Raw genomic sequence first — 15,125 nt, 5'->3', positions numbered from 1 at the left:
TCTACAGACAAAGGTAATCCTGCATGACCAGATCGCTTTCGCGCGTGGTACGCGTGCTGTTCTTGACCTCAGCGCTGGGGCTGTGCGGTTCTGCGCTTGCCCAGAGCGTACCGAGCCCGAAGGCGGTGCTGGGCCACGACCCGGGCGACGATTACTATCTCGCCAATTATGAGGACTCGATCCGCTATTTCCAGGCGCTGACCAAGGCGTCTGACCGGATCAAGCTGTTCGAAGCGGGCAAGACCACGCACGACCGGACGATGATGTATGCGGTGATCTCGTCACCCGCCAACATCGCCGATTTCGACAAGTACAAGGCGATCTCCAAACGGCTGGCCGATCCACGCGGGCTGACCGACGCGCAGGCGCATGCGCTTGCCAAGGACAGCAAGATCATCGTCCATATCGATGGCGGGATGCATTCGAGCGAGGTGTCCGACCACCAGTTGCCGCTCGCGCTCGCGTACAAGCTAGTGTCGGCGAAGAACGATGCCGAGATCGACGCGATCCTCGACAAAGTCATTCTCGTGCTGTGGCCGACGCTCAACCCCGATGGCCAGGACATGGTGGTCGACTGGTATCGCAAGCAGCGCGGCACCAAATGGGAGACGAGCAAGACGCCGTGGCTGTACCAGGAATATGTTGGGCACGATAACAACCGCGACGGCTACATGCTCAACATGAAGGAAAGCCAGGTCGTCAACGCGACCGAGCAGACCTATTCGCCGGCCATCTGGTATTCGCAGCACCAGAGCGCGCCGTGGCCCGCGCGCATCTGGGTGCCGCCGTTCGCCGATCCGGTCTCGTCCAACATCAGCCCATACATGCGGATCTGGACTAACGCGATTGGGACCAACATCATGACGCGGATGCAGGCCGAGCAGAAGCCGGGCGCGATCGCGCAGGCCCGCTTCGACAATTGGTATGCGGGTTTCCTCGATTACATTCACGTGTTCCGCAACACGATCTCGTTCTTCACCGAAACCGCGCACGACAGCGCGACCCCGATGACCAGCAAGGTCGAGGACTTCCCGGAGAACATGCGCGATCTGAAGGCGCAGATCATGTATCCCGATCCGTGGCGCGGCGGCGAATGGCATCTGAAGAACTCGGTCGACTATATGGTGACCGCATCGATGGCGGTGCTAGATACCGCGCAGAAATACCGCGAGACGCTGTTGTACAACCGGTATCAGGCGGGGCGCGACATGGTCGCGGCGTCGGTGAAGGACGGCCCGGCGGCCTATGTCATACCCGCCGGCCAGAGTGACATGCCCGAAGCGGCATCGCTTGCGCAGCTGATGCTGAGCCACGGCCTGGACGTGTTCCAGATCGATAAGCCGACTGCGATCGGTGGGCGGGACTATGCCGCGGGCAGCTGGGTCGTGCCGACCGACCAGCCGTTCGCCGGACTGGCGCGCGAACTGTTCGACAAGCAGACCTATCCGGATTCGATCCTGGACGGCAACGGCAAGCCGGTCGATTTGCCTTATGACGTGACGGGCTGGACCCTGCCGATGCAGATGCACGTCCGGGTCGACCGCATCTCGCAGCCGATCGCGGCCGAGGCGCGAGTGGATATGCGCAAGGTCGACAAGGCGACGCCGCCGCTCGGCGTCGTGAGCGGATCGGGCGGCACCTATGTCGTAAGCCGCAAGGTCAACAACAGCTACCGCGTGCTCAACACCGCGCTCGCGGCAGGCGGCCAGGCGACATGGACGCAGGATGCGATCGCGATCACCGGCGTCACGGCGCCTGCGATGAGCAAGATCGCCGCCGAGTTCAGCGTGCCGGTCACCGCCTCCACGGACAAAGCGACCGGAGAAGTCGTACACAAGGGCCGGGTCGCGCTGTATCGCCCATGGGGATCGAACATCGACGAGGGCTGGACGCGCTGGCTGTTGGAGCAATACGCGTTCCAGCCGAAGAGCGTCTACAATGCCGACGTGAAGGCAGGGCTGGCCGGCAAGTACGACACGATCATCATCCCCGACATGAATGCACCAAGTAAGGGACGTCCCGGCGATACGACACCGGCGCCCGACGTGACGTCGTCGTACAAGGGGCCGCTCGGGACGTTGATGGACGGGTTCGCGCCAAGCCAGATGCCCCCGGCCTATGCCGGCGGCATCGGCAAGGCCGGCGCGGACAAGCTGATGGCGTTCGTGCGCGGCGGCGGCACGCTGGTCGCGCTCAACAATGCGTCGGATGCGATCATCGACCTGTTCGACCTGCCGGTCACCAACATCCTGAAGGACGTGAAGAGCGAACAGTTCTTCTGCTCGGGCGCGTTGCTGCAGGTGGAGCTGAAGCCGGCGCTGGCGGCGACCGCCGGGATGCCGGTCGATCCGATCGTGATGTTCGAACGTGGGCCGGCCTTCGCGCCGAAGCCAGGGTTCGAGGGCGAGATTCTCGCGTCCTATGCGGCGACCGGCAACCCCTTGCGTAGCGGCGTCCTGCTTCACCCGGAGATGATCCAGGGCAAGGCAGCCGCGGTGTCGGTCAAATACGGCAAGGGGACGATCTACCTCTACGGCTTCAAGCCGCAGTGGCGTGCCCAGTCCCACGGCACCTACAAGCTGCTGTTCAACACGCTGTATAAATGACGTACGCGCCGCCCCGGTCTCTCTCGCGAGACCGGGGCGGTTATCGCGGTGATCCCCCGCTGGCGCCAAAGCGTGCGACGAGATCGTAGCTGTTGCCGACGAACAGCTGGCGGACATAGGTGATCCGGTCGCTGCCCCGCCAGGTGCGACGTTCCACGCACAGGCATGCGGAGCGCTGCGGAATGCGCAACAGGCGTGCTTCCTCCACGGTCGCGTCGAGTGCCGATATCCGCGTCTCCGCCTCGGTCCAGGGGACGTGCTGCAACAGCCAACTGCCCGGCGATACCGCCTCGATATCCGTCGCATCACCGATGTCGGGCACCGCCATCACGCTGATCAAGCGATATTCCAAGGCCAACGGTATGGCGTCGGCTAGATGCAGGCCCTCCAGTTCGAACAGATCGCCGTCGCCGGCCAGCTGCATTTCGTCCTGCAGGCTCGGTACGGGCTTGCGGACGCGGTGGCCGATCGGCTGATAGGCGTAGCTCTGGCCGCGGTCGCGGATCTGGGCGGGCAGGTCGGGTACGTCGAGCACCATCGAGTGCATCCGCGGCCGCGCGACGAACGTGCCGGCGCGCTTTCGTCGGTCGATCAGACCGGCCGATAGCAAGGCCGACAGCGCCTTGTTCACCGTCATCCGCGCGCAGCCATAATGCTGCATCAGGTCCTGCTCGATCGGCAGCCGGTCGCCGGGTGCGAGCTCGCCCGACAATATCCGCGCCTCGAAATCCGAACGGATGCGTTCGTGCAGCGGCTGCCTCATGAGGAAAGATTCTCCAGCACGATGAGGTAACGCGCGATCGCCGCCGCACGAGCATGGTGTCTGCCTTGGCTAACCAGCTTTTCGCCGTATCGCCAGACGCAATCGATCCCGGACCTGCCGGCCGCGAAGATGAACGCGTCAACGATGCCGTCGCCGGTCTTTCCGGCAAGCGACGGATGCTGGAGATCGAGGCTGACGATGTCCGCCGGCAGGCCGACTGCGAACCCGGGCGAGACGCCGAGCGCGACCGTGCCGCCGGCCAGCGCATCGGCATAGATATCCGCGCCGGTCGACCGTCCTGTGTTGCGCGCGAGCAGGTTGCGGCCAAGATGCGCGAGGCGCTGGCCATATTCGAGCAGGCGCATTTCCTCCGTTGCATCGATCAGCACGTTGGAGTCGCTGCCCAACCCATAGCGTCCGCCTGCCGCCAGAAAGGGCACCATCGGAAAGACGCCGTCGCCGAGATTGGCCTCGGTGATTGGGCATAGTCCGGCGACCGCACCCGAGCGCGCCAGTGCCGTCGCCTCGGGATCGGTCATGTGCGTGGCATGGACCAGGCACCAGCGCGCATCGACATCGGCATGGTCCAGCAACCATTCGACCGGCCGTTGCCCGCTCCAGGCGAGGCAGGCGTCGACCTCGCCGGTCTGTTCGGCGATGTGGACGTGGATCGGGCGGTCCTTCGCCAGCCCTTCAAGCAGGCCGAGCTGTTCGGGCGTCACCGCGCGCAGGCTGTGCGGCGCCACGCCGACGATCGCGTCCGGCAGCGCGGCTGCGGCGCGCGTCGAAGCGAGGTCGAGCAGCCGCGCATAGCCGTCGATATCGTGGATGAAGCGCGCCTGGTCGGGGCGGGGCGGCTGCGCACCGAAGCCGGCATGCGCGTAGAAGACCGGCAGCAAAGTGAGCCCGATCCCGCTGTCGAGCGCAGCGGCGACGATCGCGTTGCTCATCTCGGCGGGATTGGCGAACGTCTGCCCGTCGCGGTCGTGGTGAAGATAATGGAATTCGCCGACCCGGGTGAAGCCGCCCTCGAGCATCTCGATGTAGGCGAGCGTGGCGATTGCCTTCACGTCCTCGGGCGTCATTCGCGCGACGAAGCGGTACATCACTTCGCGCCACGTCCAGAAACTGTCCTGCGCCGGCCCGCGGATTTCGGCGAGGCCGGCCATGCCGCGTTGGAAAGCGTGGTTGTGGAGATCGGGCATGCCGGGCAGCGCGCAGGCGTGGCGTTCACAGACGAGGCGGTCGTCGCCTGGAGCCGCGTCGCAGTCGGTCTCGATCGAGGCGATGCGTCCACCAACGACGGTTATCCGCACGTTCCGCGCCCAGCCGCCGGGCAGAAGCGCCTGTTCGAACAGGAGCGACGATCGCGCTTCGGACGTGCTCACATGCATGGACAAAATCTCCGATCGGCTGGTACAGTTTTGTCTATACATTAGGTTCGAAGGGTGCAATCAAGATCCTCGCAAACTGTAAGCGCAACCACGGGGGTAACGGTAACGTGCGATGCGATACGCTATGGACTCGGGCGCGGTTGGCGACTTGCGCAGGCGACGGGCTGGGCCTGATCGAACAGGGATGCGTCGCGGCGAGTGACGGCACGATTGTCTATGCGGGTCCGGTGGCGGATGCGCCGGTTTTGGATCCTGTGCAGCGGATCGATTGCGCGGGTCGCTGGATTACGCCGGGCCTGATCGATTGCCACACGCACCTCGTGCACGGCGGCGACCGGTCGCATGAATTCGAACTACGGCTGGCGGGCGCATCCTATGAGGAGATCGCGCGCGCAGGCGGGGGCATCGTCTCCACCATGGAGGCGACCCGCGCGGCGAGCGAGGATGCGCTGGTCGCGAGCGCATTGCCCCGGCTGGATGCGCTGATCGCCGAAGGGGTGACGACGGTCGAGATCAAGTCTGGTTACGGCCTCGACACGGCCACCGAAGTGCGCATGTTGCGTGCGGCGCGGCGGCTGGGTGTCGAGCGGCCGGTGCGGGTGGCGACCACGTTCCTCGGCGCGCACGCGCTGCCGCCCGAATATGCCGGGGATGCCGACGGGTATATCGCGATGCTGTGCGACGTGCTGTTGTCACAGGTGGCGGCGGCTGGGCTTGCCGATGCGGTGGATGCGTTCTGCGAGGGGATCGGCTTTTCGCTGGCGCAGACCGAACGCATTTTCCGCGCAGCGGCCGCGCACGGCCTGCCGGTCAAGCTGCATGCCGAGCAACTGTCCAACCTGCACGGCGCCGCGCTCGCTGCCCAGTACGCCGCGATCTCCGCCGATCATCTCGAATATCTCGATGATGCCGGCGTGGCGGCGATGGCGCGCGCGGGAACGGTCGCGACGTTGCTGCCGGGCGCCTATTATTTCGTCCGCGAGACCAAGCTGCCGCCGATCGCCGCGTTGCGAGCCGCCGGCGTGCCCATCGCGCTAGCGACCGACTGCAACCCGGGGACGTCGCCGCTCACCTCGTTGTTGCTGACGATGAACATGGGCGCGACGCTGTTCGGGCTGACGGTCGACGAATGCCTGCTCGGCGTCACGCGCAACGGGGCCCAGGCGCTGGGCCTCGCCGATCGCATCGGGACGCTGGAGGCGGGAAAAGCCTGCGACCTCGCGATCTGGGACATCGAGCGCCCCGCCGAACTGGTTTATCGCATGGGGTTCAATCCGCTCCATGCCCGCATCTGGAGTGGTCAATGAACATCGTCGTCCTCACACCCAGCGCCGTCACGCTGGCGCAGTGGCGTGCCCTGTATCGTGGTGCGCCGGTGCGCCTCGATCCGGCGTGCGCGCCGCGCATCGCGGCAAGCGCGGCCGCCGTTGCGCGCATCCTGGCCAAGGGCGCGCCGGTCTACGGGATCAACACCGGCTTCGGAAAGCTGGCAAGCGTCCGCATCGACAACGAGGATCTGGCGACGCTTCAGCGCAACATCGTGCTGAGCCATGCCGCCGGCACCGGCGCGCCGTCGCCCGTACCGATCATCCGGCTGATGATGGCGCTGAAGCTCGCGAGCCTGGGGCAGGGTGCCTCAGGCGTGCAGCCAGCGACGGTCGCTCTGCTCGAGGCGATGCTCGACAAGGGACTGACGCCGGTCGTGCCGTGCCAGGGCTCGGTCGGCGCGAGCGGGGATCTCGCTCCGCTGTCGCACATGGCGGCGACAATGATCGGCGTTGGCGAGATCTGGGTCGAAGGCGTGCGGCTGCCGGCCGGCGAAGCGCTCGCGCAGGCCGGTCTGGCACCGATCGAGCTTGGCCCGAAAGAGGGACTGGCGCTGCTTAACGGCACGCAATTCTCCGCGGCCAATGCGCTGGGCGGGCTGTTCGAGACGGAGTTGCTGTTCAAGTCGGCGCTGGTGACGGGTGCGCTCTCGACCGAGGCGGCCAAGGGATCGGACACGCCGTTCGATCCGCGCATCCACGCACTGCGCCGTCATGCCGGGCAGATGGAGACCGCGGCCGCCCTGCGCACGCTGATGCAGGGGTCGGAGATCCGCGCGAGCCATCTCGAGAACGACACTCGTGTCCAGGATCCCTATTGCCTGCGGTGCCAACCACAGGTGATGGGCGCGGTGCTCGACATCCTGCGGCAGGCCGCTACCACGCTTGAGATTGAGGCGAACGGCGTGTCGGACAATCCGCTGATCTTCCCCGAGACCGACGAAGCGCTGTCGGGCGGGAATTTCCACGCCGAGCCGGTCGCCTTCGCAGCGGACATGATCGCGCTCGCGATCTGCGAGATCGGCTCGATTTCGGAACGGCGCACGGCGATGCTAGTCGATCCGGCGCTGTCGGGGCTGCCGGCATTCCTAACGCCGAGACCGGGCCTCAATTCCGGCTTCATGATTCCGCAGGTCACCGCGGCGGCCCTAGTCTCGGAGAACAAACAGCGCGCGTATCCGGCCAGCGTGGATTCGATTCCCACCTCGGCCAACCAGGAAGATCACGTCTCGATGGCGGCGCATGGCGCACGGCGGCTGCTGGAAATGGCGGAGAACGCGAGCGCGGTGATCGCGATCGAATATCTGGCCGCCGCGCAGGCGATCGACTTCCACACGCCGCTGGTCAGCAGTACTGTCCTTCAAGCCGTGCATGTGTGCCTGCGCGCGGAAGTGCCGCGGCTGACCGACGACCGGCACTTCCATCCAGACATGGAGGTCGCCAACCGGTTGATCCGGTCGGGCGCGCTGGCCGCGATCGCAGGCGACCTGCTGCCGGGGGTTGCGTGACCGACTGGCTGCAGGTCCACCGCGGCGACGCCCCGCTGATCGTCGCCTTTCCGCATACCGGCACCGACTTGGTCGATGTCGAAGGCGGTTTCGCGTCGCCGTGGCTAGCCCGGCGCGATACCGACTGGTGGATCGACGATCTGTACGCCTTCGCGAAAGACCTTGGCGCAACGACCGTGCGGACGGCAATTTCGCGCAGTGTGATAGACGTCAACCGCGATCCGTCGGGCGTGTCGCTCTATCCCGGCATGGCGACGACCGAACTGTGCCCGACCACCAATTTCGACGGCGAGCCCCTGTATGAGGGAGGAGAGGGGCCAAACGCGGCGGAGATCGCGCGGCGACAAGCGCTCTGGTTCGATCCGTATCATGCCGCGCTGACGGCTGAGATCGCCCGGCTTCGCGCTACGCACGACGCCGTCGTCCTGTACGACGCGCATTCGATCCGCAGTCATATCCCGCGGCTGTTCGAGGGCGAACTGCCGCAGTTCAACATCGGCACCAATGGCGGCACGACCTGCGCGCCGGCCCTAACGGCGGCGGTCGAGCGGCACTGCGCGGCGAGCGGTCTGGGTCACGTGATCGACGGCCGGTTTCGCGGCGGCTGGACCACGCGGCACTATGCAGCGCCCGAGGACGGGTTCCACGCGATCCAGATGGAGCTCGCGATCCGCGGGTACATGGACGAGCCCGCCGACCTGACCCCCGGCAACTGGCCGTCCGCTTTTGATCCGGCGCGTACTTCGCCGATTGCCGCCACGCTTTCCGACATCCTGGAGGCGTGTCTCGCCTTCGCCCGAGCATAAGGACTGCTATGACTCGCCTCGACAACAGCCGCGATATCCGTGCGGCGACCGGCACCGAACTGACCGCCAAGAGCTGGCTGACAGAAGCGCCGTTGCGCATGCTGATGAACAATTTGCACCCCGACGTGGCCGAGCGGCCCGAGGAGCTGGTCGTCTATGGCGGCATCGGCCGTGCCGCGCGTGACTGGGAAAGCTATGACAAGATCGTCGAGACGCTGCGCCGGCTCGAGGACGACGAGACGCTGCTGGTGCAGTCGGGCAAGCCGGTCGGCGTGTTTCGCACGCACAAGGACGCGCCGCGCGTGCTGATCGCCAATTCCAATCTCGTGCCGCACTGGGCGACATGGGAGCATTTCAACGAACTCGATAGGCGCGGGCTCGCCATGTACGGCCAGATGACCGCCGGGTCCTGGATCTATATCGGCACTCAGGGCATCGTGCAGGGCACGTACGAGACGTTCGTGGAGATGGGCCGCCAGCATTATGACGACGACCTGTCGGGCAAGTGGTTGCTGACCGCAGGGCTCGGCGGGATGGGCGGCGCGCAGCCGCTCGCCGCGGTGATGGCGGGCGCGTCGTGCCTCGCGATCGAATGCCAGCAGAGCCGCATCGATATGCGGCTGCGCACCGGCTATCTCGATGTCGCCGCCGCTACCATCGAGGAGGCGATGGCGATCATCGAGCGGAGTTGCGCCGAGAAGACGCCGGTCTCGGTCGGGCTGGTCGGCAACGCCGCGGAAATCCTGCCCGAGCTGTTCCGCCGCGGCATCCGGCCCGATCTGCTCACCGACCAGACCAGCGCACACGATCCGATCAACGGCTATCTGCCGATCGGCTGGACCGTCGCGCAGTGGGCGGAGGGACGCGAGCGCAATCCGCAAGGCGTGGCCGACGCTGCCAAGCAATCGATGGCGGTGCATGTCCGCGCGATGCTCGATTTCCAGGCGGCGGGCGTGCCGACCACCGACTATGGCAACAATATCCGCCAGGTCGCGCTTGATGCCGGCGTTACTAACGCGTTCGATTTTCCCGGTTTTGTGCCCGCCTATATCCGGCCGCTATTCTGTCGTGGCGTCGGTCCGTTCCGCTGGGTGGCGCTGTCAGGTGACCCCGAGGACATCTACAGGACCGATGCCAAGGTGAAAGAATTGCTCCCGCACGACACGCATCTTCACCATTGGCTCGACATGGCGCGCGAGAAGATCCAATTTCAGGGTCTGCCGGCGCGGATCTGCTGGGTCGGGCTGGGCGATCGCCACCGTCTGGGCTTGGCGTTCAACGAGATGGTCGCGAGCGGGGAACTGAAGGCGCCGGTGGTGATCGGCCGCGATCATCTCGACTCGGGATCGGTCGCTTCGCCTAACCGCGAGACCGAGGCGATGCTCGACGGCAGCGATGCGGTGAGTGACTGGCCGCTGCTGAACGCGCTGCTGAACACCGCATCGGGCGCGACTTGGGTGTCGCTGCATCATGGCGGCGGCGTCGGCATGGGCTTCTCACAGCATTCGGGGATGGTGATCGTTGCCGACGGCACACTGGAAGCTGCGTCGCGGCTCGAACGCGTGCTGTGGAACGATCCGGCGACCGGAGTGATGCGCCACGCCGACGCTGGTTATGAGACCGCGCAGGATTGCGCGCGCAAGAAGGAGCTGGATCTCCCGGGGATCCTGTGAGCGACGGCGTGCTGATCCGCGCGGTCGACTGTCCGGAGGTCACATGGAAAAACGGTGGGGGGACGACGCGCGAGATCGCAAGTTTCCCCGCTGGCGCAGGCATGGACGACTTCGACTGGCGGGTCAGCGCCGCGCGGGTCGACACGCCGGGAGCATTCTCGCACTTCCCTGGGATCGATCGGACTATCGCAATCCTTTCGGGGCGGCTGCAACTGGAGGTCGCGGATCGGGATGCGATCACGCTCGTGGAAGGCGGCGGGGCGTATGATTTCGCCGGCGATGTCGCCGCGTTCGGCACGCCGGTTGCTAGCCCAGTTCTCGATCTGAACTTGATGGTACGGCGGGAAAGAGGCGTAGGCGCAATTTACGCGGTAAGAGCTGGTTTAATCCCTGCCATAACTGCAGGAACGATCTTGCTAGCCACGCGGGATATGGTGCTTCGTATCGGCAGCCGTGCCATTCGCATGCAGATCCACGACGCCTTCCGTTTTGCTGCCACACCCGACGAACATCTCATAGTGGACGCTCCTGCTCTGGCGTTGTCGGTAGCGCTTCACGGAACTCGGCAAGCGACGAACATCGCCACAATTGCAGAAACTGGTCAGGACGGATTGTCGGTCCGCCAGTAAGGGGCGACATGGCCTACCAACTTGATATCAGTAAGTACTCGTTCCGAGCCAAAGTTACGGCTGAACGAATATCGGATGTTGGGCAGCAGAAAACCAGCCGCGAACGTCCGCAACTGCGTCTGGCCAGAAGCGGTAGGGCAGAGACGCTTCGCCCACAACCCGGTCGAGGCGGTGCACGATGGGGTTGCTCGATAGCCGCCCCTCGCTCAGCTTGCGATTTCAACAGGAGCAACCCGCATGGCCGACCGGTTTTGGGTAAGCCGCAGGGGAGGTAATGCTGATACCCTGGATATGCCCTGCGCTCGTCATCGTTCTTTTTTGGGAATGTAACGTCTTATATTTTCGAGGGTAGTAGCGACCGATTAGTGGGCGATTTTTGCCCTGCCACGTTATGATGCGATGCTCCGTCGCTTAATTTATATCAGCCGTTCAATGATTGGTGCCGATCCCAAACAGGTTGAAGCCATCGTATCGACATCAATCCGTCGCAACGCACCGCTTGAATTGACAGGAATGCTTTGGGCTGATGGTGAAAGCTTTGCACAGGTAATCGAAGGGGACCCCCATCGCCTTGAGCAAACCATGGACCGTATCCGTATAGATCGACGTCATCTGGACATTGAGGTGCTATTGGATCGTTCCGTCGCGTCTCGTCAGTTTGGCAATTGGTCGATGAGACAGGCAGTAGATGACGAGGCCAGTGCGCACGCGAGCACGTTCATGATCGGCTTTGCAATGGGGGAGCGCACGAACTTGGCAAATCGATTGTATGAGATCGTTTTGGAAAGTGACCGGCGAAATTTGTTTTAAGGCGGTCTGATATTGCCAGAGGCCAGTCAAGTATCTAGATGCTCCGAAGAAATGGAGCATCCTATGTCCGACAATACGCTCGACCTGAACCCCGTTGAACTTGCCACGGAGCTGACAATCGCCTGGTTAGCTAACCCTAACACGCGTACCAATGCTGACGACGTTCCGTCCTTCCTGAACAAAATGTATGAAACTGTTTCGGTGCTGGTCGGCGGTAACGCTACAGCTGCCGAGCCCGAGGCACCGGCTCACGAATACACCCCGGCAGTGACGGCTCGTAAGTCGCTTGCCAGTCCCGACCACATCATCAGCATGATTGACGGTAAGCCGTACAAGACACTGCGTCGTCATCTCGCCACTAACGGCATGACGCCAGCGGAATATCGCACGCGTTATGGCCTGAAGGCCGACTATCCCATGGTTGCTCCTTCCTATTCAGAAGCACGCCGCATAATGGCCAAGAGCATTGGTTTGGGTCGCAAGCCTGGCCAGACCAATGTAGCCAAGGCTGACGCAAAGCCTGCTCCGGCTCCTCGCAAGCGCAAGGCCGAAGAGGCAGCCGTGGAATAATTCATGAGGCTGGCTTCCTTTAAAAATAGGGAGCCAGCCTATGCTAACAGCTGTAGCGGTGATGGGTATTCATCGGATCGGCAGCAGCTCATATCACGTTAGGCGCTCCTGCGTTCAGTCGCGGTGATTACTTGGTTCCGGCCTGCCTTTTTGGCACGGAGCAAAGCCGCGTCGGCGGTCTGCAACAGGCTTTGCCAGTCGGTATCCGCTGGCGCGCAAGCAAGACCGATGGAGACGGTGATCGGTCCCAGCTCTCGGCCATCGTGTTGTACGCGAAGCGCCGCGATGCGGCTCCTGATCTCTTCAGCTCGGAGCGCGGCAGCAGCCTGGTCGACGCCAGGCAACAGCAAAAGAAACTCTTCACCTCCGTACCGGAATACCAGGTTGTTATCCCTTACGGCTGCCTGCAGAGCCAGGCCTACTGCCCGCAGCACCGCGTCACCTGCGTCGTGCCCGTTGTCATCGTTGAATCGCTTGAAGTGATCAACATCGATCATCGCGCAGCAAACCGGTGAGCCAGTGCGTTCTGCGTCGATCAACGTGGTGGCCAGCGCTTCATCCAGCTGCCGTCTGTTGGGCAGCGTCGTGAGCGGGTCTGTCATGGCAAGCAGGCGCAGTGCTTCTCGTAGGCGCAGGTTGTCCAAAGCGAGACCGACATTCTCGGCCAGGAGTTGTAGGTAAGTTTCGTTCAGTGATGTAGTAGGATCGACCTTGCGGCTTTCCAGGTACAGCATGCCAAGGGTGCCCTGCTGTCCGATCAGCGGCAAACACAAGCTGTCCGGCCCGTCGCCTCCGTCGATATGGCTGCACGGTATGTCGAAGCTGGCACCAGAAGGGCGATGTGGAACTCCCCGCCGCAGCCCCCAGCATGCGAGGGGCGAAAACTCGGCAGCAGAGTGAACCGGCTCCAGCCACGAGCATCCCTCGACAAGAACGTTTCGGCTGGGATCGAACAGATAGAGGCGCCCTGCCAGCTGCGGGGCGACCTCAGGTGTGAAGCGCTTCACGATGTCCGTTAATTCCGAGACCGTGTCGCAACCCTGCATCCGCTGTGTCATGCGCGACAGAATATCCCGCACAGCACGATCCGCGTCGCGCTCGTGTTCCAATCGCTGACGTTCGATTCCGTTTTCCCGGAACACGCGCAGGGCCTGTGCCATATCACCGATCTCGTCGATTTGATCGAAGTGTGGCGGTTCGGTCTCGTAATCCTGGGCTGCAAGTCGGCCGATTACATCACTCAATTTCACAACCGGGTGGAGAACACGGCGCCGGAATACGAAATACAGTACGCAAAGAAACAGAAGGCCAGTCACTGCCAGCATCACTTCAGACGTGGATCGCCAGGCTCGCGAGGTCTTTTCGGCCGTTCGGAGGTCGTCGGCCATACGTTGATCGAGGCGGTACTGAAATCGTTCTACTGCCGATCGCGAGCGATCGAGTTCGCGTTCATACTCCGGAGCAAACAGCACGCGCAGAGCGGTATTGGTATCGCCCTGACGACGTGCAGCTATCGCTCGCTCCTGTCTGGTTTGAAGAGTGTCTGCCCAACCTAAGGCCTCACGCAGGCTTTTTAGCTCGTCTTCCCCGGCACCCGCATCTTTGATCCGCCGCGTCCGTGCTTCGACTGTGCCCAGTTCTGCCCGCACCTTTTCGTACGCCAGCAGGTCGGACGCATCGCCGTTGATGACGTACTGGCGGGAAAGCTCGCTAAGAGCGAGTACATCCTCGTCAATCGTCGCGGTCGCCCGATCGAGAGCATAGCGTTGGCTGACTGAGGTCCGCTCCTGCTGCTGAGCCGAGGACGCGAGCAGCATTGTAGTGCCGGACGCCAGCGTGAGCGCCACGGTCGCGCCGTATGCCCAGTTCGTGATGGTTGCCAAACGCATACATGACCGTACACGCCCGTTAGCTAGTATGCCGTTAATGATGCGGCGCGACCGGTGAAAGGCGACCAAGATTTTAGCCGCTAAAATTCATTTGCGCGGTTCGTTAAGCGACCCCTGTTACGGCGCAGCCCGTGCAGCTTCAATTCTCCCGTGTGGGCAGATGAACGAGGCGATCCAAGAAGCGCGGGGGTTGGGGTATCACATCCAGCGCGGCCGAGAGCGCATTCATGAATGGAGCGACCAGCTACGCGAGCGGGCCGAGCTGGCGGCGCAGCGCATGTCGAGCTTCGTCCAGGGTGCAGCGCGCGCGATGCGGTCGGGCTGCACGTCAGTAGCGGTGACGGATTCGACGCACTGCCGGCGCTCAACCAGTCACCGGCGCGTGAGCAGGCGCCGGCAATCGAGCTGGACCAGCGGGGGCAGGGTGGGCGCAATCGGCAGCGGCAGCAGGAACGGGAACGACAGCGCGGGCACGAGCCGGATATCGGCTTCGGGCGGTAGCGTCAGGCCCGCGCTTCGCTCTCGGCAACGTAGCGGCGCAGCACGCGGTTAATTTCCGTCTGGTAGCCGCGATCGTGGGCGTGTTCCTTGAACCAGCTTACGATATCGGCATCGAGCCGGAGCGTGACGGGCTTCTTGATAGGGCGATACAGACCTGGCCGGCGGGCATGCTGCCACGCCTCGGCCGATGCTTCGGGGATATCGGTGGTGTCGATCTGATCGTCCGGCAGAACTGCGAGCCGATCGAGCTGATCCTGCAGCTCGGGACTAAGCGCTTTCTTGCTCATAGCGTTTCCTTTCGTGTGCCGTTGCCTTTCGGGCGCTGATAATACGGACCCGGTCTTCGTCATCCGGTTGGGGATGGCTGTGAACGACCACCAGGACGACGACGGCACCGATCATGCCGATAGCGTGCCAGCGTTGCTCGCCGCCTTCCATGCGATCAGGAAGGACCACGTAGAGCAGATCGCTCCAGACTTCCTGCGCCAGCTCGAAGGACACCCCATGCTTGGCGAGATTCGATGCGGCTTTCCCATCGTCCCACTCGAAAACCACGGCCATTCCTGTATTTACAGAAATGTATGTACAACTATAGAGACGTTGATGCAAGGAGCACCGGCAGTTGCGGCCAATTGCGGACGCTCGTCTCGC

General features: G+C 63.5%; 14 protein-coding genes. 9 read left to right on the top strand and 5 right to left on the bottom strand.

Going from position 1 to position 15,125, the window contains the following annotated elements:
• Window positions 1-23: 23 nt before the first annotated feature.
• Entirely contained in the window at window positions 24-2,606 is a 2,583-nt protein-coding gene (locus tag SJY41_RS20980) for a M14 family zinc carboxypeptidase (RefSeq protein ID WP_380784321.1), read from the top strand.
• A 40-nt stretch (window positions 2,607-2,646) separates the two neighbouring features.
• On the opposite strand, the gene SJY41_RS20975 is transcribed toward SJY41_RS20980, so the two are convergent.
• Together SJY41_RS20975 and SJY41_RS20970 are read right to left on the bottom strand one after the other, a co-directional pair.
• A complete protein-coding gene (locus tag SJY41_RS20975; RefSeq protein ID WP_380784320.1) occupies window positions 2,647-3,369 on the bottom strand; it encodes a UTRA domain-containing protein in 723 nt (240 codons plus the stop codon).
• Window positions 3,366-4,763: a formimidoylglutamate deiminase gene (locus SJY41_RS20970; RefSeq protein ID WP_380784319.1), complete on the bottom strand. Its 1,398-nt coding sequence runs from the start codon at window positions 4,761-4,763 to the stop codon at window positions 3,366-3,368. The genes SJY41_RS20975 and SJY41_RS20970 overlap by 4 nt, the downstream gene beginning before the upstream one ends.
• Window positions 4,764-4,870: 107 nt before the next feature.
• Here SJY41_RS20970 and hutI point away from each other — a divergent pair, with 107 nt between their 5' ends.
• The 7 genes from hutI to SJY41_RS20935 all read left to right on the top strand — a co-directional run bounded on the left by hutI (window position 4,871) and on the right by SJY41_RS20935 (window position 12,084).
• Window positions 4,871-6,070, top strand: a complete 1,200-nt coding sequence (gene hutI / locus SJY41_RS20965) for an imidazolonepropionase (RefSeq protein WP_380784318.1) — start codon at window positions 4,871-4,873, stop codon at window positions 6,068-6,070.
• Entirely contained in the window at window positions 6,067-7,596 is a 1,530-nt protein-coding gene (gene hutH / locus SJY41_RS20960) for a histidine ammonia-lyase (protein WP_380784317.1), read from the top strand. Before hutI ends, hutH begins: the two co-directional genes overlap by 4 nt.
• The gene (gene hutG / locus SJY41_RS20955) at window positions 7,593-8,402 is read left to right on the top strand and encodes an N-formylglutamate deformylase (protein WP_380784316.1); all 810 of its coding nucleotides are present in this window, start codon (window positions 7,593-7,595) and stop codon (window positions 8,400-8,402) included. Before hutH ends, hutG begins: the two co-directional genes overlap by 4 nt.
• An 8-nt stretch (window positions 8,403-8,410) precedes the next feature.
• Window positions 8,411-10,075: a urocanate hydratase gene (gene hutU, locus SJY41_RS20950; protein ID WP_380784315.1), complete on the top strand. Its 1,665-nt coding sequence runs from the start codon at window positions 8,411-8,413 to the stop codon at window positions 10,073-10,075.
• Window positions 10,072-10,704 (top strand): HutD family protein, encoded by a 633-nt coding sequence (locus SJY41_RS20945; RefSeq protein WP_380784314.1) that lies wholly within the window; start codon window positions 10,072-10,074, stop codon window positions 10,702-10,704. The genes hutU and SJY41_RS20945 overlap by 4 nt, the downstream gene beginning before the upstream one ends.
• A 399-nt stretch (window positions 10,705-11,103) precedes the next feature.
• Window positions 11,104-11,514, top strand: a complete 411-nt coding sequence (locus tag SJY41_RS20940; RefSeq protein WP_380784313.1) for a BLUF domain-containing protein — start codon at window positions 11,104-11,106, stop codon at window positions 11,512-11,514.
• Window positions 11,515-11,577: 63 nt separating this feature from the next.
• Window positions 11,578-12,084, top strand: coding sequence for a MucR family transcriptional regulator (locus SJY41_RS20935; RefSeq protein WP_380784312.1), 507 nt, complete (start codon window positions 11,578-11,580; stop codon window positions 12,082-12,084).
• Window positions 12,085-12,182: 98 nt separating this feature from the next.
• Here SJY41_RS20935 and SJY41_RS20930 read toward each other — a convergent pair whose 3' ends face one another.
• Complete coding sequence (locus SJY41_RS20930) at window positions 12,183-13,973, bottom strand: diguanylate cyclase (protein ID WP_380784311.1); 1,791 nt, start codon at window positions 13,971-13,973, stop codon at window positions 12,183-12,185.
• Between the two features lie 231 nt (window positions 13,974-14,204).
• Here SJY41_RS20930 and SJY41_RS20925 point away from each other — a divergent pair, with 231 nt between their 5' ends.
• The gene (locus SJY41_RS20925; protein ID WP_380784310.1) at window positions 14,205-14,474 is read left to right on the top strand and encodes a hypothetical protein; all 270 of its coding nucleotides are present in this window, start codon (window positions 14,205-14,207) and stop codon (window positions 14,472-14,474) included.
• 2 nt (window positions 14,475-14,476) lie between these two features.
• Here the strand turns inward: SJY41_RS20925 and SJY41_RS20920 are convergent, their stop codons facing one another.
• Both SJY41_RS20920 and SJY41_RS20915 read right to left on the bottom strand, forming a co-directional pair.
• Window positions 14,477-14,761, bottom strand: coding sequence for a BrnA antitoxin family protein (locus tag SJY41_RS20920; RefSeq protein ID WP_380784309.1), 285 nt, complete (start codon window positions 14,759-14,761; stop codon window positions 14,477-14,479).
• Window positions 14,742-15,035, bottom strand: coding sequence for a BrnT family toxin (locus SJY41_RS20915; protein WP_380784308.1), 294 nt, complete (start codon window positions 15,033-15,035; stop codon window positions 14,742-14,744). The genes SJY41_RS20920 and SJY41_RS20915 overlap by 20 nt, the downstream gene beginning before the upstream one ends.
• Window positions 15,036-15,125: the final 90 nt, after the last annotated feature.

Source organism: Sphingomonas sp. R86520 (assembly GCF_042466285.1).
GTDB lineage: Bacteria > Pseudomonadota > Alphaproteobacteria > Sphingomonadales > Sphingomonadaceae > Sphingomonas.
The sequence above is the reverse complement of the archived record's forward strand: the minus strand, read 5'-3'. Positions and strand labels throughout refer to the sequence as shown.